Source organism: Type-D symbiont of Plautia stali (genome assembly GCF_001485335.1).
Classification (GTDB): Bacteria; Pseudomonadota; Gammaproteobacteria; order Enterobacterales; family Enterobacteriaceae; genus Pantoea; species Pantoea vagans_C.
Genome location: NZ_BBOC01000018.1, coordinates 48,229 through 69,207, shown reverse-complemented (window position 1 = coordinate 69,207; position 20,979 = coordinate 48,229). Strand labels below are relative to the sequence as shown.

The following is a 20,979-nucleotide window of genomic DNA, read 5'->3' as shown; positions in this document are numbered from 1 at the left end:
CCCGGCTTCGGCCGGGTTTTTTGTTTCTGCGGTTTGTTGAGGAGATGACATGCCTGAATTACCAGAGGTAGAAACCAGCCGACGTGGCATTGAGCCACATCTGGTGGGCGCAACGATTTTGCATGCGGTGGTACGTAATTCTCGCCTGCGTTGGCCGGTCTCGCACGAAATTCATGCGCTAAGCGACCAGCCCGTGCTGAGCGTGCAGCGTCGCGCAAAATACCTGCTGCTGGAACTGCCGCATGGCTGGATTATCATTCACCTCGGCATGTCCGGTAGTTTGCGTATTTTGCCTGGCGAGCAGGCGGCTGCGAAGCACGATCACGTCGATTTAGTGATGAGTAATGGCAAAGTGCTGCGCTATACCGATCCGCGTCGCTTTGGTGCCTGGCTGTGGACGGCTGACCTGGAAGGCAGCAGTGTGCTCGCGCATCTTGGCCCTGAGCCGCTCAGCCCCGAATTTGATGGTGCTTATCTGTTTGAGAAGTCGCGCGGTAAACGTACGGTGATTAAACAGTGGCTGATGGATAACAAAGTGGTGGTCGGCGTTGGCAATATTTACGCCAGCGAATCGCTGTTTACGGCCGGAATCTTGCCCGATCGCCCAGCGATGAGTTTAAGCCGGGAAGAGGCGGAGTTGATGGTTGCCACCATCAAAGCCGTGTTGCTGCGCTCAATCGAACAGGGCGGCACTACGCTGCGTGACTTCCTGCAAACGGACGGTAAGCCGGGCTATTTTGCACAGGAATTGCAGGTGTATGGTCGGGCGGGAGAGCCGTGTCGCGCTTGCGGTACACCGATTGTCAGCGGTAAACATGGCCAGCGCAGCACCTTCTGGTGCCCACGCTGTCAGCACTAAATCAAGGTTGCTGCGCCAGTCGCGCCAGCAATGCCTGATGCACAACGGCAGGCAGAAATGCCTGCACATCGCCATGATGACTTGCAACTTCCTTCACCAGTGACGATGAGACGAAAGAGAAACCTTCGGACGGCATCAGAAAAACGCTTTCCAGGTTAGGCAGCAGATGGCGATTCATTTGTGCCAGTTGCAGCTCATATTCGAAATCTGATACGGCGCGTAATCCCCGCACCAGCACATTGGCGTTTTGCGCTTTGGCAAAATTCGCCATGAGATCGCTGAAACCCACAACCTCGACATTCGGCAGATGCGTTGTCACCTGGCGCGCCAAATCCACACGTTCATCCAGAGAGAACAACGGTTTCTTGCTCGGACTGGCGGCAATGGCCACCACGATGTGGTCAAACATTTGCGCCGCGCGCGTAACAATATCCAGATGCCCCAGAGTGATGGGATCAAACGTGCCGGGATAAATCGCTTTAGTGCTCATACGCGGCCTTGTGTTGAGGTGTGATGCAGCGCCCAGAGCGCCGAGTATTTGTTGAAGGTGTACTGTGCGTTCACGACCGCCAAAATCCAGCCCTGTTTGCCATCAAGGAAGCCGGCGCGCAGTAGCAGCGTTTTAAGAAACGCCCCTAAGGTGTGGCTGAAAATGGAGAAAAGCCCACAGCGTTTGCCGCGCTGGAAACGCTCAGCAGCCCAGGCTTCGGCATAATTCATCTGTTTGCGCTGAAAAGCGATCAGATCGCGACAGGTGAGGTGCTGCAAATCACCGGTGAGCGCAACAACGGGCGCGCCTTGTGTATCCAGCGATTCGTGAACCAGGTTGTCGTTGTAGTTGAGTGCGCGTGGATACAGGCGCAGTACGCGATCCGGATACCAGCCACTGTGGCGCATAAAGCGGCCAAGGAACAAATTACTGCGTCTGAGGCTGTAAACCGTATTCGCTGCGGGTTGCTCCAGGACGTGTTCAATCGTACGGCGTAATTCAGGCGTCACACGCTCATCGGCATCCAGCATCAGGATCATATCGCCGCTGGCAAAAGCCTGCGCGCGTTGACGCTGTTTACCAAAGCCATCCCAACCTTCCGCCTGATAAACCTGAGCGCCCAGTGCACGGGCAACGTCTGCCGTATCGTCCTGACTGCCGGAATCCAGCAGCACAATCTCATCGGCCCAACTGACCGAGGCTAGCGCCTCCGGTAGCAGTTCAGCTTCGTTTTTGGCGATCATCACCACGGAGAGACGTTGGCGTTGCGACATGAGTTAGTGAGCTCGCGGCGGTAAATGAGGTTCGAGTAACTGTAGCAGACGCTGTAATGCGCCCTGGTTTTGATGCAGCACTTCCACGGCATGTCGGCCATAGTAGCGGCGATAGTCGTCATCCTGCAGCAGGTTAGCGACTTGTTTTTCCAGCGAAATCACATCGGTAACCGTGATCAAACCTTCCGCCTGTTGCAACTTGGCGCAGATATCTTTGAAGTTCCAGATGTGCGGGCCCATCAATACGGGAATGGCATGCGCTGCCGGTTCCAGTGGATTGTGGCCGCCGCGCTCGACCAGACTTCCGCCGACAAAGGCGATATCGGCAATGCCGTACAGCATCATCAGTTCGCCCATGGTATCGCCGATCACCACTTGCGTTTCGCTGGACGGAATTTCACCGCTGCTACGCAGAATAAAGCTGAAGCCGCGTTTTTGCGTCAGATCGCAGGCATCTTTGAAACGTTCAGGATGGCGTGGCACCAGAATCAGCAGCAGGTCTGGGAATTGCTGCAGCAGACGGCGATGGGCATCCAGAATGATGGTCTCTTCACCTTCATGAGTACTGGTCGCAATCCACACCTGGCGGCGCGAAGCCCACTGGCGGCGAAGCGTGACGGCTTTTGCGGCCAGTTCGGGGGTGACAGAAATATCAAACTTCAGGCTACCCGTGACGGCCAGATGTGAACGTTTAAGGCCGAGGCTGAGGAAGCGATCGGCATCTTCGCTGTTCTGCGCCGCAATCAGCGTAATGCGTTGCAGCAAATCACGCATAAAGCCGCCCAGCTTTTTATAGCCTTTTGCCGAACGTTCAGACAGGCGAGCGTTGGCAATCACCAGAGGAATCTGGCGCTGATGCAGAATACGGATAATGTTGGGCCACAGTTCGGTTTCCATAATGATCACCAGACGTGGATTGACGGTGTCGAGGAAACGGTTGATGGAGCCGGGCAAGTCGTAAGGCAGATAGACGTGATGCACGTCTTTGCCAAAGGCAGACTGGGCGCGTTCCGAACCGGTTGGCGTCATGGTGGTGACAGTAATGGGGAGCGTTGGGTAGCGATGGCGCAGTGCGCGTACCAAGGGTACCGCGGCCAGGGTTTCGCCCACGGAAACAGAATGCAGCACAATGCCATGCGGTTGCACTTTGCCGACGCAATAGCCGTAGCGCTCGGCCCAGCGTTTACGATAGGCCGGTGCTTTTCGACCGCGCAGCCACAGGCGCAGCCAGATGAATGGCTGAATCAGATAGAGCAGGGCTGTGTATAGAGTTGTCATAGTTATCGTTACGACAGGTTCGCGTCAAAAAACACATGAAAGGCGGCATGTTATCAGAAACTGGCCGCCTGCTCATACCACTTCGTCAGTTGGCCTTCAGTACCTGCTGATAAAGTGAGGTCAGTGCCTGCGCCAGTCGTTGCGGACCAAAAGGTTCGATTCTGCGGCGTGCGGCTTCGCCCATGGCAGAATTCTGTAAAAGCGCGGGTGTCGCCATAATGGCATCATTTAACGCTTTGATATCCAACGCATCGCAGACGAAGCCTTCTTGACCTGCTGTAATGAATTCTGCACCACCGCAGCCCGTGCTGGTGATAACCGCTAAACCGCAGGCCATCGCTTCCAGCACCACATTCGGAAAAGGATCATAGAGCGTCGGCAGCAGCAGCGCATCAGCCGCATGATAGTACGGCTGGACATCCTGCTGTACGCCAACAAAGCGCAGGCGATCAAGACAGTTAAGCTGGTTAGCCAACTGCTGATAGCGCGACAACTGCTTATCCTGGCCAACGACAATCAGATAACGGTCACTGTTGGCCAATGCGCTAATGGCGGCTTTCAATCCTTTGCGCTCAAAGCCGGAACCGACATAGATCATCACCGTGGCATCTTGCGGCAATGTCAGTTGCTGACGCATGGCAAAGCGCTGGGCTTCTGTGGCTGGCTGAAAACGTTGGCTATCGATGGCGTTATGAATGACGTGTATCTTGCTGCCATCGAGCGTGAAATAACGCAAAATATCCTGTTTGACCATCTCTGAATTACAGATGACGGCTTTTAAAGACGGCGCGTTGAACATTTCCGCTTCAGCTTGTAGTACATAGCGATGATAAGGGCTGAGGCTGGCGCTTAAACGCTGCCAGGGCGAGACGATGCGTGCTCGCTGCTCAAGCCACACGCGATGCACGCCGTCACCGGCGCGAAAGATATCACAGCCGGCAATGCGTTCGTGGCTCTGAACGATATCGAATTTTTCGCGTTCCCAGCATTCTCGTGCGGCGCGTGCAAATCCACGTTCGCGTGAGACGCGGCCAAATTTAGCGGGATTGCAAATGTGCAGATGCCAGGCCGGATTGGGCGTGCCCTGCCAGCTGCGGGTAATGATATTGAGATCGAGCTGCTCACTATCCAGCGCTTCCAGCGCCCGTGAGATAAAGCGCTCAGCACCGCCATCCGGGCGATATTTCTGCCGGACAATCGCCAGGCGTAACTTAGTCATGCAAAAAACTCCTTGCGGCGGCAATCACATCCTCAACGGGAATCGCGGAGAGATAGCGCAGCTCGGTTTTGGTATCGATATCGTCGGGGGATGGCAGCGGTGCATAATTACCGGCCCAAATGACGCGATTATTGTCACCCCACGGACGCCAGTGATGCAGCTTGGTGGGACCAAACAGCGCCAGGCAGGGCGTATTGAGCGCGGCGGCCATGTGCATTGGGGCTGAATCCACGCCAATAAACAGTTGCGCAGCATCGATCAGCGCCGCCAGTTGCGGTAGTGAGAGCTGCCCAGCCAGTGACACCACGTTCTGGCTATGGCAGAGCGACTGAATGTTAGCGATCATCGCCTGCTCTTTCTGATCTGGTGCTGCGGTCAGGACAACGGTGTGGCCATCGGCAGTGAGCGTATCGATGAGCTGCGCGACTTTTTCATCTTCCCAGCATTTGAATACCCAGCGTGAGGTCGGCTGTATCACAATAAACGGGCCGGTGACCTGTTGCTGCGCCAAAACAGCCTGCACTTTTTGCTGATCGGCTGCGCTAAAGTGCATCGAGGCTTTCGCACCTTCCGCACTGATGCCGAGTGGTTCCAGCGCCGCCATATTTTGCTCAACGGTGTGCAGCTGATTGTAGTTCTGAGTGGATATCAAGTGATTATGGCACCAGCGCCAGAGTGCATTATCGCGCTTCGCAAAGGCAAAGCCGATGCGAACCGGTGCGGCAGAAAAGCCGGTAATGATCGCACTGCGCCACTGATCGGCAAGGTTAATCACCACATCATAATGGCAGGCACGGACCGCAGAGAGCAGGGCCATTTCATGGCGAAACTTTTGCCAGCCGCCTTCCTTTTTCCAGTTACGATCGATGATATGCAACTGACGGATGGCGGGATGTGCTTCCAGCATTGGCCGCGTCTCTTTATACAACAGGACGTCGATATTGGCCTGGGGATAGCGCTGGCGTAGTGCATTGATAGCCGGCGTGGTCAGCAGCATATCGCCGTGATGACGCAGCTTAATCAGCAGAATATTTTTCGGTGCAAACTGGGCTGGAATCGGGCTTGCCATACTCAAATGATCTCAAAATTCAGTGAGCTGATTGTAGGGCAAACCCCCAGGGTGCGAAAGCCAGCCGCGGCGCTTATTTCTTACGCCAGCGATAAATCCGGCTCAACCACAACATTAACTGATACCACTGTCTGGCACCGCGTGCGTTACGCAGCATTCGTTTGTGAGTTTGGGTGGCAAAGATATCCGCAATCATCGCCTGGCGTGCGCTCTCATCGGGTTCGCGGCGGATGGAGTGGCAGACGCTGAGCGCTTCACGGGTAATCTGATAGTGAAATGCCGGGTAAATTTTAATGCGTGTGCGATAGCGTGTATTGATCTCTTCCAGCATCTGCGCAATTTTCAGGTAGTGCCGTTGATATTCCACGTTACGCTGGCCTGTGCGCTTGCGATTACTGATCGATGCATCGTGCATGTAATACCGATACAACATCTGATCGGTATAGCGCACACGTTTGACGTTGAACATAAACTCGGTGGTCCAGGGAATATCCTGATGGTGTAGACCCGGCTCGAAGGTGAAATTGAGTTGTTCTATCAGTTCGCGGCGGTAAATACCGAGCCACACTACATGCATATAACGATGGGTCTGTAACGCGGTGTTCAGCCACTCCGGCCCACTGAGCACTTGGGTGCTCCTTAAACGATCCAGAGGAATCAGCGGTTTGGTGGTCTGGCTGGCTTTGAAGAACCATTCAGCGTTGCATTGCGCGGCGTCTAACTCATCACTTTCTGCCATCTCGACCAGCGTTTGATACATCGCCGGGTTCATGGTGTCGTCGGCGTCTGGGAAAGTGACGTATTTGCCCCTTGCGACGGCTAGCCCGGCATTACGTGCACGTGAAACTCCGCCATTGGCCTGATGGATGACACGTACATGAGAATGCTGCTGCGCGTAGGCATCGGCCCGTTCACCTGAGCCATCGGTGGAGCCATCATCAACGATGATAATTTCCAGTGAGCTTAGCGTTTGCGCCAGCAGGGACTGCATAAAAGTCTCGAGCATCGCACCGGCGTTATACATCGGTGAGATGATGGAGAGTAAGGGAGCATTTTCCGACATTGTTGTGATGTTTTTATCAGTAATTAACGAAATTCTTACGTTAATTATTGCTAAGGAATTCAGAACTTTTTGGACATTTATGGTCAAAAGTAGTTAGCTCGCTAGCATTTTCGCACTTTTAGGAATGGTGATAGCCGAAAAGCGCAGCATATATCTTTATACACCTGGGTCTTAGCATGAAAAATATACTCGTTATCCGACGCGATAATATCGGTGATATGGTCTGTACCACTCCTTTACTGGAAGGCATAAAACAGGCATTTCCAGAAGCAACCATCACTTTGCTGGTGAACAAAATTGCGCAGGATGTGGTGAGTTACAATCCCCATGTTGACCGTCTGTATGTGTATAAGAAAGCCAAGCATCGCGCCAAAAATGAGACCACGCTGGGCGTTTACTGGCAACGGGTGAAGATCATGCTGGCACTGCGTAAAACCCGATTTGATGCCACCATTCTGGCCAATCCTGTGCCTTGCAAATACAGCCTGAGGCTGGCGAAGTTGGCGGGCGCGCACAACATTATCGGCGCCGCCCAGGCAGATGCGCAGCTGGATCATCCCTTCCAGAAAACAGATTTTCACGGCAAGCATCAGGTTGAGCACACCTACTCTTATCTTTCGGCATTAACGGATGCCTACCCCGTGGTCCCTCAGGTCAATCTCTACCTCGCGGAGGCAGAACGCGAAGCGGCGAGCGCACGCGTCGCAGCATTATTTCCCGCGCCGGGTAAAGTCTTCGGTGTTCATATCAGTAGCCGCAGCCCAAAACGCCGTTGGCCGGTGGCATCTTATGCCGCTTTTATTAATAAATTGCTGGAAGATGAGCAGGCGCGGGTACTGGTTTTCTGGTCGCCGCAAGGCACACTGGATGCCAATGATAAAGGCGATGCCGCACGCGCCGATGAGCTGATTGAAAAAGTAAACTCACCCCGCGCAGCACGTTACCCAACTGCGTCAGTGCGTGAGTTGATTGCCGGTTTTGACCGCTGTGAACAAATTTTGTGTAGCGATGGTGGCCAGATGCACTTGGCCGCAGGTTTACATAAAAAGCAGGTGGTGTTCTTTGGCGATACCAATGCCAGCATCTGGCATCCGTGGTCTGGAAAGTACCATATTATGCAGACCGCTTCCGGTGAATGCAGCGATGTCACTCTGGAAACGGTCTGGCAGGCCTGGCAGGAACTCAGCGCTGAGCCTGTTGGCGTGTGAAGCTGGCGTAATATTCCGCCAGTGTCTGGCCGACAAAGTTCGGTGCCAACCAGCTAAACAGCGCTTCGAGATCTTCGTATAGCTGCTCGATGTCACGTTCATTTTTAAACGTTGGGCTTCCATCGGGCATGAATTCGGAGCTGTGCAACATAAACTCGGTGTAATTGTTCCCTTCCGCCAGTGACATCTCCACGACGCGCTTCATATCTGCAATGTTGCCACCCGATGGGCGCAACCAGTGCACAGCAGGGCTTTTTTGTTTACCGCGTAGTCGGTAAGCACCCTGTTTGAACGCATTCATCAATGCGGAATACTTGTACTGGATGCTCATCGGGACTTCGAGTAGCGATGAATCACCACTGCGCGAAATATCCTGTGGATCGATGAAATAAGGTTTGGCCGGGAAATGGGTATAGTTAGTGCCGCCGTTACCTTGCGGCGCACCGCGCGTGTAGGACCAGTTCACACGTGGCGTGACCGAACAGTCTACCTGATAGCCCAACTCAGTCAGGATCGCAGCGTAGCGTTCATCAAATGCCCAGCGACCGGCGCGATGACTTAACATTTTGGTTTGGAACTTTTCTTCGAGGAGATCCGTCATATAAGCGACTTTGTCACGCAGCACGCTATCGGGGTACTCGATCAGAAAAGGCTGCCAGCGCCAGTCATCGTCAGTCAGCGGGGCTTCGGGTGGACTGTTCCAGGCATGGAGATGCATCCCGATTTCGCCTTGCTTACGGGCAATCACATCTTTGCCAAATTCGACAAACGCAGGATCAATCGCCATTTCATAGTTGGTCAGCCAGGTGGGTTTAAAACCATAACGTTCGCACAACGCCTGAAAACGTGGCAGATAGCCGGTGTTTTTGGTGGTGATTGAGCGGTGATTGCGCCAGAGATTGTCGCCTTCGGTGTCAATGGTAATAAGGAACGCGTGCCGGGTCATGTTCGCCGCCTGAGGCCAATAAAATCGCAATGTTACGCTGTGCCCTGCAGTGACGCAAAACTATTTGCCACGGCAGTAAACAGGCGGAAAGGGGGATGAATGTGCGTTAATATTCCCCGCGCATAGCTGGCATTCACCCGTTTTCTAAAACTGATAGGTAGGACAATTTGTCAAAACGCATACTGATGGTGATCGATGGTTTACCAGGCGGCGGCGCCGAGAAGGTGGTGTTGACGCTGGTTGCCGGTATGTTGGCGCTGGGGCATCGAGTCTCACTCTTTTCCCTGCGCAAAGTGTGCGAGTATCCGTTGCCAGAAGGCGTGGATTATCACGTCATTCAGGACACCAACCGTAAGCCGTGGCGCAAGTTGACTGAACTCAGTCGGCGTGCTCGTTTACTGGATGTCGCCGTCAGGAAGGCGGAAAAGGAGGGCGGCCAATTCGACCTTGTGGTCTCACATCTGCACAAAACCGATCGTATTGTGCGCCGCAGCCGGGCACTCCGGCAGGAGAAGACCTGGTTTTGCCTACACGGCGTATTTTCTGCGTCTTATTTGGGGCATCGCACCGGCTTATCACGCTGGTTGAAGGCACGTAAAATCCGTCAGGTTTATCAGGGGCGCAACGTGGTAGGTGTCTCGCCTGCGGTGCTTGAAGATCTCAAATCTGCTTTTGACGTGCAGCCCTCACATGAAGCGGTGATTGGCAACCCATTCGATGTTGAACAAATTCGACAACTGGCCGCCGAGCCGGCTGAAGTGCCGTCGGCTGGTTTTCTGGTGCATGTGGGGCGCTTCCACGAAACTAAGCGCCATGACCGTCTGCTTAAAGCCTATGCGTTGAGTAACATCCAACAACCCTTGGTGCTATTAGGCCAGGGTTCACCTGAGCGCAAAGCCGCCCTGCAAGCGCAGGCGCAGGCGCTGGGTATCGCCGACCGGGTGATTTTCCAAGGCTTTACGCTGAACCCGTATGCCTGGATAAGCCGGGCAACCATGTTGATTGTCAGTTCGGACAGCGAGGGCTTTGGCAACGTACTCATCGAAGCGATGCTCTGCGGCACGCCTGTGGTGAGCACCCGTTGTCCCGGCGGCCCAGAGTGGTTATTGCAGGGCGATTTAGCGCGTGGTCTGTCCGAACTTAATCCGGAATCCCTGGCGGAGAAAATGCAGGAGGTTTATCAGTATCCGCCACTCATACAGGCCGATGCATTTGCCGGGTTTGATACTTTATCAATCTGTCAGCAGTATCTGGCATTGAGTCGATGAAGCCTGCGGGAGGGCTGGTTACCTCCCGCAAACGGTTAATCCCAGCTCAATACCACTTTCCCAGAGCGACCAGAGCGCATCTCGTCAAATCCTTGCTGGAAATCATCGATGTGGTAGCGGTGCGTAATGATGGGCGTTAAATCGAGGCCAGACTGAATCAGCGCCGCCATTTTGTACCAGGTCTCAAACATCTCGCGGCCATAAATGCCTTTGATGAATAATCCTTTAAAGATCACCAGATTCCAGTCAATGGCCATCTCACCCGGAGGGATCCCCAGCAAGGCGATGCGCCCACCGTGGTTCATGACGTCCAATAACGTGCGAAACGCTGGGGGGGCGCCAGACATCTCCAGCCCGACATCGAAACCTTCGGTCATGCCCAATTCCGCCATCACATCACGCAGATTTTCCTGCGCCACGTTGACTGCGCGGGTGACTCCCATCTGGCGTGCCAGACCAAGCCGATACTCGTTGATATCGGTGATCACCACATTACGCGCACCCACATGTTTGCATACTGCCGCTGCCATGATGCCAATCGGACCCGCGCCAGAGATCAGCACATCCTCACCGACCAGATCAAATGACAACGCGGTATGTACGGCATTACCGAAGGGATCAAAAATCGCGGCCAGTTCGTCCGGAATATTGTCGGGGATTTTGAAGGCGTTAAAGGCGGGGATGACCAGATATTCAGCGAAACAGCCTTGACGATTGACACCCACTCCAACCGTGTTGCGGCAGAGATGCGTGCGCCCGGCGCGGCAGTTACGGCAATGGCCGCAGGTGATGTGGCCTTCACCCGAAACGCGATCGCCAACTGAAAACCCCTTAACCTCTTCACCCATTCCCACGACTTCACCGACATATTCGTGGCCCGTGATCATCGGGACGGGAATAGTCTTACGCGACCAGTCATCCCAGTTGTAGATGTGCACGTCCGTGCCGCAAATCGCGGTTTTGCGGATTTTAATCAGCAGGTCGTTATGCCCAGGTTCTGGAATCGGTGCATCGTTGATCATCCAGATGCCTTCTTCGGCTTTTAATTTAGCCAGCGCTTTCATTTTGCCGCTCCTGTAATCACACCCAGTTGCTGTCCGATGCGCGTAAAGGCCGCAACGGCATGCTCAAGCTGTGCCTGTGTGTGTCCCGCAGATATCTGCGTGCGGATACGCGCCTGACCTTGTGGCACCACCGGATAGAAGAAGCCCGTGACGTAAATACCTTCCTGTTGCAGCAGGCTGGCAAATTGCTGTGCCACTTTGGCATCACCCAACATCACCGGAATAATGGCGTGATCGGCTCCCGCCAGCGTAAAGCCTGCGGCTGTCATTTTTTCGCGGAAGAAGCGGGCATTTTCCCACAGACGTTGGCGTAAGCCATCGCCTTCACTCAGCAAATCCAGCACACGCAGTGAGGCGGTGACGATGGCGGGGGCCAGCGAATTCGAGAACAGGTAAGGGCGTGAACGTTGACGTAGCCACTCGACGACCTCTTTTTTGGCGGCCACGTAGCCACCGGATGCGCCGCCTAACGCCTTACCTAAGGTGCCGGTCAGGATATCAACGCGGTCCATGACGCCACAATATTCGTGTGAGCCACGCCCGGATGCGCCGACAAAGCCAACGGCATGAGAGTCATCCACCATCACCAGCGCATCAAATTCGTCGGCTAAATCGCAAATACCCTGCAAATTAGCGATAACGCCATCCATCGAGAACACGCCATCGGTGGCGATCAGGATGTGACGTGCGCCCTTATCACGCGCCTCTTGCAAGCGGATGCGTAGCTCGCTCATATCGTTATTGGCATAGCGATATCGCTGCGCTTTGCACAAGCGCACACCGTCAATGATCGAGGCGTGGTTGAGCGCATCAGAAATGATGGCGTCTTCCGCGCTGAGCAGGGTTTCAAACAGACCGCCGTTGGCATCAAAACAGGAGGAGAAAAGTATGGCATCTTCCATGCCCAGAAACGCCGCCAGCTTGTGTTCTAACTGCTGATGAATATCCTGAGTTCCGCAGATGAAGCGCACCGACGCCATGCCAAAACCATGCGAATCCATGCCCTCTTTGGCTGCCTGTATTAACGCAGGATGATTAGCCAGGCCAAGATAGTTATTGGCGCAGAAGTTAATGACGGGTGGGCTGTTGGCGACGGTGATTTCCGCCTGCTGTGCCGACGTAATGGTGCGTTCCTGTTTGAACAATCCGTCCTGACGTGTTGTCTCAAGCTGTTGACGGATTTGCGAATAAAACTGACTGGACATGATTCTGCTCCTCAGATAGCAAAATTTTGGCACATATTACTGATCGAAAAGCATCGCGCCGACATTTACGCCAGGGAAATCTCAGTTTTGCAGCATAGTTCACGTGATGGTTGCGATTTGTGCAGCCGTTGCAGAGTCATCTGGCTGCCTGTCTCGGGCTGAAATGTTATGATGTTAGGCATTAGTGCGTGAAACCTCCTGTTTCACCCCAAACTGTTTAAAGGCAAAGCATATGATTATCGTAACCGGTGGCGCTGGCATGATTGGCAGCAACATTGTTAAAGCGCTGAACGATCGCGGTCTTACCGATATTCTGGTGGTGGATAATCTGAAAGACGGCACCAAATTCGTGAACCTCGCGGACCTCGATATCGCGGATTACATGGATAAAGAGGAATTCCTCTCTTACATCATGTCCGGCGAGGATCTGGGTCCGATTGAAGCGGTGTTCCATGAAGGTGCTTGCTCAGCGACCACCGAGTGGGACGGCAAGTACATGATGGATAACAACTATCAGTACTCAAAAGACCTGCTGCATTTCTGTCTGGAACGTGAAATTCCGTTCCTTTATGCCTCTTCAGCCGCCACCTACGGCGGCCGTAATGAGAACTTCATCGAAGAACGCCAGTACGAGCAGCCGCTCAACGTCTATGGCTACTCAAAAATGCTGTTTGACCACTATGTGCGTCAGATTTTGCCAGAGGCGAATTCGCCGGTGTGTGGTTTCCGTTACTTTAACGTATACGGTCCACGTGAAGGGCATAAAGGCAGCATGGCCAGCGTGGCTTTCCACCTCAACACCCAGATCGGCGGCGGTGAAAATCCGAAACTGTTTGAAGGCAGCGACGATTTCCGCCGTGACTTCATCCACGTTGATGATGTGGTTGCGGTTAACCTGTGGTGCTGGGAGAACGGCATTTCGGGTATCTATAACTGCGGCACGGGTCGCGCGGAATCCTTCCAGGAAGTGGCGGATGCGGTACTGAATTTCCATCAGAAGGGCCAGATTGAATATATTCCCTTCCCAGACAAGCTGAAGGGTCGCTATCAGGCCTTCACCCAAGCCGATCTCACCAACCTGCGTGCAGCGGGTTACGACAAGCCGTTCAAAACTGTCGCGCAGGGTGTGGGTGAATACATGGTATGGCTGAATCGTAACGCATAAGGAAACCGGCACCAGCGATGAAAATTCTGGTTATTGGCCCATCCTGGGTCGGCGATATGATGATGTCGCAAAGCCTCTATCGCACGCTCAAGGCTGAGCATCCAGATGCGGTGATTGATGTGATGGCGCCGGCCTGGTGTCGGCCTTTACTGTCACGCATGCCAGAGGTCAATCAGGCGTTGGCGATGCCGCTCGGCCATGGTGCTTTAGCGCTGGGTGAGCGGCGTCGTTTGGGGAAATCCCTCAGCGCCAGTGGCTATGATCGCGCTTATGTGCTGCCTAACTCGTTTAAATCGGCGCTGGTGCCGTTTTTTGCCGGAATTAAACGCCGCGTCGGTTGGCGTGGTGAGATGCGTTATGGCTTGCTGAATGATGTACGCGTATTGGATAAGCCAGCATTTCCGCTGATGGTCGAGCGTTATGTGGCGCTGGGTTATGACCAGCCAGTATCTTCTGCCCAGCAGTTACCGCAGCCCTTGCTCTGGCCGCAACTGCGCGTAGATGATGAAGAAAAGCGCATGACGGCCGCGCAATTTTCACTGTCCGCCGATCGTCCGGTTATTGGGTTTTGCCCAGGGGCTGAATTTGGCCCGGCAAAGCGCTGGCCGCATTACCACTATGCTGCCTTAGCGGAACAACTGATTGGTGAAGGCTATCAGGTTGTGCTGTTCGGCTCGGCGAAGGATCGTGAAACCGGTGACACTATTGTGCAAACGCTATCAGACGACGCGCGTGCACACTGCAAAAATCTGGCCGGTGACACGCAGTTGGAGCAGGCCGTTATTTTGATTGCTCACTGTGCTGCTGTTGTCAGTAATGACTCTGGCTTAATGCATATTGCTGCCGCGCTTAATCGCCCACTTGTGGCGTTGTATGGCCCAAGCAGCCCGGATTTCACGCCGCCATTGTCTCATCAGGCTCGCGTTATTCGTTTGATCACGGGCTATCACAAAGTGCGTAAGGGTGATGCCGAAGAAGGCTATCACCAGAGTTTAATTGATATTCAGCCTGCTCGTGTTCATCAGGAACTGAGTGCGCTGCTGCAGCCGGTGCGGGAGTAGCCATGCACGTTTTGATTGTTAAAACCTCCTCAATGGGAGACGTGCTGCATACCTTACCTGCACTCACCGATGCGATGCAGGCCATGCCGGGCATCCGTTTTGATTGGGCAGTGGAAGAGAACTTCGCTCAAATCCCTGGCTGGCACCCAGCAGTGGATAAAGTCCTGCCGGTAGCCATTCGCCGCTGGCGTAAACACTGGTTTGGCAGCCAGCAGCGCGAAGAGCGTGTGCTCTTCAAGCGTGATCTGCAATCGCGTGAGTATGACGTGATCATTGATGCGCAAGGCCTGATCAAAAGTGCTGCGCTGGTCACGCGCTTGGCTAAGGGGATCAAACACGGGCAAGACAGCCGGAGTGCCCGTGAGCCTTTTGCCAGCTGGTGGTATGACAAACGTCATGAAATTAATAAGCAACAGCATGCCGTTGAACGAACGCGGGAACTGTTTGCCAAAAGCCTTGGATATGAAAAACCGGCTACGCAAGGCGACTATGCAATTGCCCGACATTTCCTCTCCACGCTGCCCCAGGATGCACATCAGTACCTGGTGTTCCTGCACGCGACCACGCGTGACAACAAACACTGGCCGGAATCGCACTGGCGTGAACTGATTGAGCTGGTACAGCCAACGGGCCTGAAAATAAAGCTTCCTTGGGGGGCAGAGCATGAGCATCAGCGTGCATTAAGAATGGCTGAGGGGTTTACACATGTTGAGGTGCTGCCAAAGCTTACGCTGGAACAGGTTGCGCAGCAGTTAGCAGGCGCGCGCGCGGTGGTCTCTGTGGATACCGGCTTGAGTCACCTGACAGCCGCGCTGGACCGGCCCAATATCACGCTCTTTGGGCCAACCGATCCAGGCTTAATTGGTGGCTATGGTCAAAATCAGCATGAACTACGCGGTGAAGATGGCACCATGCAGGCAATTTCTGCCAACAGGGTAATGGATAAATTGCGGGAATTACTCTGAATGGATTCGATCTTCAAGCAACTGTATCGTTATACCCATGCCAGGGTTATGCGGCACAACGAAAACTTTTGGCCGTATATTGCGATTCAACGTGCAGATGAAGATCATATTCAGAAATTATCCTACTGCAGAAAAAATGTTCCCCTGGAAAATCTGAGTGATCTTCATGCGAAGGTGTCTGGCGATGTGACCATTCTCGCCACAGGGCCGTCCATCAATTCACTGGATTTGCAAAAGCTGTCCGATACCACTTTTATTGGTGTTAATGGGGCCTATCATTTACGTAATAATGTTAGGTTTTCTTATTATGTCATTGTGGATCGTGGGTTTGTTAAGCAACGTGCAAATCTGGTTAAGGACGTGCTGGCGGACAAAAATTTAGTGCTTTTCACCACTGTGCACTGTTTGAACGACATGCTTAAGAGCGTGTTGTTAAACGACATCCAGTGTCGATTGGCAATTATCGAAGATCTCAGCTTCAAGGTGTTCCGTGAAAAGGTTATGCCCTATGACTACGAGCGGTATTACCGGGAAAAAAACGGCATTAAAATATTCCCCACTGAACCCCGTGCAGGATTTTCATGGGATATCCGTCAGGGGATTTTCGATGCAGGTACCGTTGCCTATTGGGCTCTGCAAATTGCAGCGTGGTTAGGTGCTCATCGCATCTTATTGGCCGGTGTCGATATGAATAACTTTGACGCGCCAAGGTTTTATGAAAGTGAGGGAGATAAATTACCCAGTTTTCTCTCTTCTAATTTCGAAAGTATTATCAGACCTGCTTTTCTGCATGCGAGTAAAGAGTTGGGGCGCGCAAATATCAAAACCTATAATCTGTGTTTAAATAGTGGATTAGGTGATGATATTTTTGAAAAAATCACACCGGATGTGCTTTTTCCTCAGAAATAATCTGCCAGGTTATTAACTTAACCTGGCATTGAAATTATTTTTTAATCACCATCTTCAATTCCTGCAAAACGGTATCGACGCTGATTTTCCGCAATGGGTAAATCGCATCGTCGCCTGCTTCCGGTTCAATACGAATCGTTTTATGAATCGATAAATCCTGATACGGGCCTGTATGCCGTGGGTTTGCGCTGACGTACAGGCTCACTGTCGGCGTTTGGGCTGTAATGGCAATATGCAGTGGACCGGTGTCACCGGTGACTAATGCATCGATCGAATTGATAAGTTCAATCAGCGCTGGAAGACGGGTTTTTCCAATGTAGGACGTCACTCGGGTGTGATATTTTTCAGGCAATATTTTGAAGAACTCTTTTTCAATCGGCTGGTCTTGTCCTGCACCTGTCAATATCACTTTCGAGTCATCAATGTCAGTGAAAATACGTTCTGCTAATTGAGCAAAATGCTCAACAGGCCAGCAGCGATTTTTACCTGATGCCCCCATCTGAAAACCAATGGTTGGACTCAGAGCGCTGCGCGGCGTTTTATTAACCGCAATCGGAAACTGCATTTTAATATCGGCCGGATCACAGCCTAAAACGCTAATTAAATCCATTTTGCGTTGAATGATATGGCCATCTACGCTGGTCGAATATTTATCCAGCCAATGGTTAAATACCGGTTTGTCGTGGCGAAAGTTATCTCGAAGGATATACTTTGAACCACCCAGCCGGGAGCATAAAATATCGTAACCCAGGCTTGAATGTAAAAGTAATGTTAAGTCTGGTTGGAATCGACGTATTTTTCTAATCAAGTTCGGTGCACGAACAATTTTATTATCCCAGATAGCGACTTGATCAAACCATTCACTTTTTTCGACCAGATCGCGGTTTTTATCACTGGATACCAGCATAAGTTTGGCAGCAGGGTAACGGCGTTTTATGGCTTTAATGGCTGGGGTGTTGAAGAGTAAATCCCCTAATGCAGTCGTTGAGAAAATAACAATGCGTTCAAATTCATGATTTGAACTTAACGGCTGCTTATTTTTATCAATCTGACTCAGTCTGGCATGCAAACTCAGTACGTTATTGATTAAATTTATTTTCCAAATCTTTTTCATTAATCCGATTAACCCTAAGAACCTGGCAAATTTGACATCAATGCTGGGAAATAATTTCGTTATCATAACGAAAAAAACGCCAGTCCCGAATGGGACTGACGTTAATTTTTCATGTCGTTGACATTTAGCTTAGAAAAGCGAACCTAACTGTTTGATTAGTTTGCTTTCTGAAACATGCTCGATAATCAGATCCACCGCACGGCTTTGTGGTACTGGCGGCAGCGGCTTACTCACCTTACACACACCCGGCGCATGGAACTTGGTGGGCCGCGGTTTTGCTGGCTGAGAGGATGGGCCAGATCCCTGATGCAATGGCTCATTCAGCAGCTGGCTTGGGCGTACCAAGGTGATATCGCCAGGCAGTGATGGCAGCATCTGTTGCAACACGCGAACCGTGGTCGGATGCGGATGCCCAATCGCAATGGCATAGCCATCACGTTGTGCCAGCTTCACGGCACGAGTGAATTGCTCACGAATCGAAGCTTCATTCTGGCTGTCATCAAGAAATACCCGCCGTTTGAGTACTTTAACGTGCGTGCCCTGCGAGGCTGGAATGGACTGGCTGTTGCCAATCGTCATGCTATCAAGAAAGTAATAATTGTATTGATTAAGTACCTGCATCACTTTCTGCATGCCAGGCAGGCTTGAGGTCATTTTGCTGCCCATATGGTTGTTCAGACCCACGGCGAATGGGACTTTACCCGTCGCATCGCGAATGATGCGGGCGATTTCCTCGCTACTCATTTCCGGGGTGAGGGTGTCTTTCTCCAGTGGCTGCTTACTGAGCGGTGCCATGGGCAGATGGATCAACACTTCATGGCCGCCCTGATGGGCTTTGGTCGCCATTTCACGCGCGTGCGGTGCATTGGGAAGTACAGCGACGGAAATCGCCGCTGGCATTTGCAACACTTTGTTCTCTTCTACAGGCCGGTAACCGAAGTCGTCGATGACTATCGAAAGTTTGCCGGCCTGAGCAGAAAGTGACAAAAACAGCGCACAGAGCGCGATTGAAAGCTTTCGGGGCTGAAACAACACTTATCTTCCTAACCACGGTAGTGGATTGACGGCCTTTCCCTGGCGTCGGATTTCAAAGTAGAGCGAAGGCGTGCCGCGGCCGCCACTGGTACCCACTAAGGCGATAGGCTGTCCTGCCTTCACCTGAGTACCGACGCTCACCAGCGCACTTTGGTTGTAGCCATAAAGACTCATGTCGCCTTTACCATGTTCCAGCACCACAACCAGACCGTAGCCTTGCAGCCAGTCGGCCATCAGTACGCGTCCATCGGCGATGGCTTTCACTTCTGTACCTTCTGGTGCATCAATCACCAGACCTTTCCAGCGCAGTTCGCCCTGCATGGATTCGCCGAAGCGATGTTCTATGCGTCCGTTGACCGGCCACAGAGCTTGACCTCCAGGCCTGCCAAGTCCGCCGGTACGTGCCATCAGTTCACGCTCGCTCTGCGTGGGCTGATAGTTGGAACCTTTGGCTTTTGCCTGCGCCTGGCGTTGGCGAACTTTCTCTGCCTCGCGCGCTTCGCGTTCCGCACGCTCACGTGCTTCACGTTCTGCTTTGGCAATTTTATCTTGCAGGCGGCTTTCGTTTTCCCGCATTTCGACCAGATCGGCTTGATCTTTTTCCAGCGAGCTTTCCAGCACCGTCAGCGTTTTCTTGCGTGCTGCACTAGCGGTTTCCAGCTTGGTTTGCTGTGTCTGCTGCTGTGACAACAGCGATTTCTGCTGTTCCTGTTTGCCTTGTAATGCCTGGCGCTGTTCCGCGAGCTGCTGCTGGGTTTGTTTGAGATCGTCGATGTTTTTCTGACGTGCGGCATTGAGATAGCCGAAATAAGCCAGAATACGTTCACTGCGCTGCGCTTCTTCACCACCTAACAGCAATTGCAAACCATTGTGCTGCCCCTGACGGAACGCCGCATCCAGCTGTTGCGCCAGCAATTTTTCCTGCTGGGCCTGCTGTTTTTCCAGGTGAGAGATAGAGGTGGTTATCTGTGCGATTTCGCCGTTTAGCGCGGTCAGACTATTACGCGTTTCGCGCAATTGACGGCTGGCTTGAGCAATCACTTTTTCCTGGCTTTGCAGTTGGTCAAGGAGTTTGCTGCGCTGCAGTTTCTGCGCTTTGACGCTCTTTTCTTTCTCGGCGATATCTTGCTGAATGGATTTCAGCTGCGTTTTGCTGTCATCCGCGCTGTGAGCGGCAATCGGCAACAACAGCGCGCCCGCACAGAGCAGGCTTCGGGAGATTTCGGACCAGCGAAATAACAACGGATGCGCTGGGCCGTTGTGGCGAGTCCTTGTGTGTGTAACGGTCGCTTTTCCCTTCATAGTCGATAATTATTCCACGATGAACAGCCGCTTACCAGTTATCCCGGGCGGGTTTTGCTTAACGAAAGATGTCCGTGCCGAGCTTACTGGCATTAACTTTGTCTTAATTTTGCGATTAGAACACTTTTTTTGGAAAATGACGCACAAATCGTAACTCTGCCCGCTTCACGACTGTACATGAGAAGTGGCGCAGGTATACTCAGAACCCTTGTTTTAGCTTAATTAGCCCGGTCTGGAGTCATTACCCCTCATGCAAGATATTATGCAGTTTGCAAGCAATCACACCATCCTTAGTCTGGCATGGGTTGTTTTACTCGTTCTGGTGATTGTGACCACCGTTAAAGGAATGTTCTCTAAGATAAAAACCATCAGCCGTGGCGAAGCAACCCACCTGATTAACAAAGAGGACGCGGTGGTTGTAGACGTGCGCTCGCGCGATGACTATCGCAAAGGACACATTTCAGGGGCGATTAACGTTGCCGCCGCTGATATTAAAAAAGGCAGCTTTGCCGATCTGGAAAAGCACAAGTCACAGCCCATAATTGTGGTATGTGCCACCGGTCAAAGTGCGGGTGAATCGGCAGCGAAATTGAGTGCCGCAGGTTTTGAGAACGTTTCCGTGCTGAAAGATGGCGTGAGCGGCTGGAGTGGTGAAAATCTGCCGCTGGTACGCGGTAAATAATTCCCTGAGGTATCCGCATGGCTAATGTAGAGATTTATACCAAAGTGACCTGCCCGTATTGCCACAGAGCAAAGGCGTTGCTGGATCAAAAAGGCGTGTCGTTCAAGGAGATTCCTATTGATGGGAACGCGACGAAACGTGAAGAAATGATCCAACGCAGCGGGCGTACAACGGTTCCACAAATTTTTATTGATGCGCAGCACATTGGTGGCTGTGACGATCTTTACGCGCTGGATGGGCGTCAGGGACTGGATCCCTTACTCCAGGCATAATTTCTCGATAAGACAATTTAACTCACAGGATT

General features: G+C 52.5%; 21 protein-coding genes. 9 read left to right on the top strand and 12 right to left on the bottom strand.

Going from position 1 to position 20,979, the window contains the following annotated elements; all coding sequences use genetic code 11:
• Positions 1–49 precede the first annotated feature (49 nt).
• The gene (mutM, locus tag PSSD_RS08185) at positions 50–859 is read left to right on the top strand and encodes a bifunctional DNA-formamidopyrimidine glycosylase/DNA-(apurinic or apyrimidinic site) lyase (RefSeq protein WP_058970448.1); all 810 of its coding nucleotides are present in this window, start codon (positions 50–52) and stop codon (positions 857–859) included.
• Position 860: 1 nt separating this feature from the next.
• Here the strand turns inward: mutM and coaD are convergent, their stop codons facing one another.
• From coaD to PSSD_RS08155, 6 genes are all read right to left on the bottom strand, one after another.
• Positions 861–1,349, bottom strand: coding sequence for a pantetheine-phosphate adenylyltransferase (coaD, locus tag PSSD_RS08180; protein WP_058970446.1), 489 nt, complete (start codon positions 1,347–1,349; stop codon positions 861–863).
• Positions 1,346–2,122: a glycosyltransferase family 2 protein gene (locus PSSD_RS08175; protein WP_058970442.1), complete on the bottom strand. Its 777-nt coding sequence runs from the start codon at positions 2,120–2,122 to the stop codon at positions 1,346–1,348. Before PSSD_RS08175 ends, coaD begins: the two co-directional genes overlap by 4 nt.
• A gap of 3 nt (positions 2,123–2,125) precedes the next feature.
• Positions 2,126–3,400, bottom strand: a complete 1,275-nt coding sequence (waaA, locus tag PSSD_RS08170; RefSeq protein ID WP_039328170.1) for a lipid IV(A) 3-deoxy-D-manno-octulosonic acid transferase — start codon at positions 3,398–3,400, stop codon at positions 2,126–2,128.
• 85 nt (positions 3,401–3,485) lie between these two features.
• The gene (locus PSSD_RS08165) at positions 3,486–4,619 is read right to left on the bottom strand and encodes a glycosyltransferase family 4 protein (protein ID WP_058970441.1); all 1,134 of its coding nucleotides are present in this window, start codon (positions 4,617–4,619) and stop codon (positions 3,486–3,488) included.
• A complete protein-coding gene (gene rfaQ, locus PSSD_RS08160) occupies positions 4,612–5,688 on the bottom strand; it encodes a putative lipopolysaccharide heptosyltransferase III (RefSeq protein WP_058970440.1) in 1,077 nt (358 codons plus the stop codon). Before rfaQ ends, PSSD_RS08165 begins: the two co-directional genes overlap by 8 nt.
• A 73-nt stretch (positions 5,689–5,761) precedes the next feature.
• Positions 5,762–6,751, bottom strand: a complete 990-nt coding sequence (locus PSSD_RS08155) for a glycosyltransferase (protein ID WP_072214959.1) — start codon at positions 6,749–6,751, stop codon at positions 5,762–5,764.
• A 176-nt stretch (positions 6,752–6,927) separates the two neighbouring features.
• Here PSSD_RS08155 and PSSD_RS08150 point away from each other — a divergent pair, with 176 nt between their 5' ends.
• Complete coding sequence (locus PSSD_RS08150) at positions 6,928–7,959, top strand: glycosyltransferase family 9 protein (protein WP_058970438.1); 1,032 nt, start codon at positions 6,928–6,930, stop codon at positions 7,957–7,959.
• Here PSSD_RS08150 and PSSD_RS08145 read toward each other — a convergent pair.
• Positions 7,934–8,905 (bottom strand): polysaccharide deacetylase family protein, encoded by a 972-nt coding sequence (locus tag PSSD_RS08145; protein WP_039328185.1) that lies wholly within the window; start codon positions 8,903–8,905, stop codon positions 7,934–7,936. The two genes, PSSD_RS08150 and PSSD_RS08145, sit on opposite strands and share 26 nt — an antisense overlap.
• 185 nt (positions 8,906–9,090) lie before the next feature.
• Between PSSD_RS08145 and PSSD_RS08140 the strand changes: the two genes are divergently transcribed.
• On the top strand, positions 9,091–10,173 hold the full coding sequence (locus tag PSSD_RS08140; protein ID WP_058970435.1) for a glycosyltransferase: 1,083 nt from the start codon (positions 9,091–9,093) through the stop codon (positions 10,171–10,173).
• A gap of 35 nt (positions 10,174–10,208) precedes the next feature.
• Here PSSD_RS08140 and tdh read toward each other — a convergent pair whose 3' ends face one another.
• Positions 10,209–11,237, bottom strand: coding sequence for an L-threonine 3-dehydrogenase (gene tdh / locus PSSD_RS08135; RefSeq protein WP_058970434.1), 1,029 nt, complete (start codon positions 11,235–11,237; stop codon positions 10,209–10,211).
• Positions 11,234–12,442 (bottom strand): glycine C-acetyltransferase, encoded by a 1,209-nt coding sequence (locus PSSD_RS08130; RefSeq protein WP_058970432.1) that lies wholly within the window; start codon positions 12,440–12,442, stop codon positions 11,234–11,236. The genes tdh and PSSD_RS08130 overlap by 4 nt, the downstream gene beginning before the upstream one ends.
• 232 nt (positions 12,443–12,674) lie before the next feature.
• On the opposite strand from PSSD_RS08130, the gene rfaD reads away from it, so the two are divergent.
• The 4 genes from rfaD to PSSD_RS08110 are packed head-to-tail and all read left to right on the top strand — an operon-like array spanning position 12,675 to position 16,542.
• A complete protein-coding gene (gene rfaD / locus PSSD_RS08125) occupies positions 12,675–13,607 on the top strand; it encodes an ADP-glyceromanno-heptose 6-epimerase (protein ID WP_058970430.1) in 933 nt (310 codons plus the stop codon).
• Positions 13,608–13,624: 17 nt separating this feature from the next.
• On the top strand, positions 13,625–14,668 hold the full coding sequence (gene rfaF, locus PSSD_RS08120) for an ADP-heptose--LPS heptosyltransferase RfaF (protein WP_039328200.1): 1,044 nt from the start codon (positions 13,625–13,627) through the stop codon (positions 14,666–14,668).
• A 2-nt stretch (positions 14,669–14,670) separates the two neighbouring features.
• Positions 14,671–15,633 (top strand): lipopolysaccharide heptosyltransferase RfaC, encoded by a 963-nt coding sequence (gene rfaC / locus PSSD_RS08115; RefSeq protein ID WP_058970428.1) that lies wholly within the window; start codon positions 14,671–14,673, stop codon positions 15,631–15,633.
• Positions 15,634–16,542: a WaaZ-like lipopolysaccharide core biosynthesis protein gene (locus PSSD_RS08110; protein ID WP_058970426.1), complete on the top strand. Its 909-nt coding sequence runs from the start codon at positions 15,634–15,636 to the stop codon at positions 16,540–16,542.
• A gap of 34 nt (positions 16,543–16,576) precedes the next feature.
• Here PSSD_RS08110 and PSSD_RS08105 read toward each other — a convergent pair whose 3' ends face one another.
• The 3 genes from PSSD_RS08105 to envC form a co-directional block, all read right to left on the bottom strand.
• On the bottom strand, positions 16,577–17,656 hold the full coding sequence (locus PSSD_RS08105) for a glycosyltransferase family 9 protein (RefSeq protein WP_064511448.1): 1,080 nt from the start codon (positions 17,654–17,656) through the stop codon (positions 16,577–16,579).
• 129 nt (positions 17,657–17,785) lie between these two features.
• The gene (locus tag PSSD_RS08100) at positions 17,786–18,688 is read right to left on the bottom strand and encodes a divergent polysaccharide deacetylase family protein (protein ID WP_058970449.1); all 903 of its coding nucleotides are present in this window, start codon (positions 18,686–18,688) and stop codon (positions 17,786–17,788) included.
• A gap of 3 nt (positions 18,689–18,691) precedes the next feature.
• A complete protein-coding gene (gene envC, locus PSSD_RS08095; protein WP_058970422.1) occupies positions 18,692–19,993 on the bottom strand; it encodes a murein hydrolase activator EnvC in 1,302 nt (433 codons plus the stop codon).
• Between the two features lie 250 nt (positions 19,994–20,243).
• On the opposite strand from envC, the gene PSSD_RS08090 reads away from it, so the two are divergent.
• Positions 20,244–20,675, top strand: a complete 432-nt coding sequence (locus tag PSSD_RS08090) for a rhodanese-like domain-containing protein (RefSeq protein ID WP_039328214.1) — start codon at positions 20,244–20,246, stop codon at positions 20,673–20,675.
• A 17-nt stretch (positions 20,676–20,692) separates the two neighbouring features.
• Complete coding sequence (grxC, locus tag PSSD_RS27410; protein ID WP_039328217.1) at positions 20,693–20,947, top strand: glutaredoxin 3; 255 nt, start codon at positions 20,693–20,695, stop codon at positions 20,945–20,947.
• Positions 20,948–20,979: the final 32 nt, after the last annotated feature.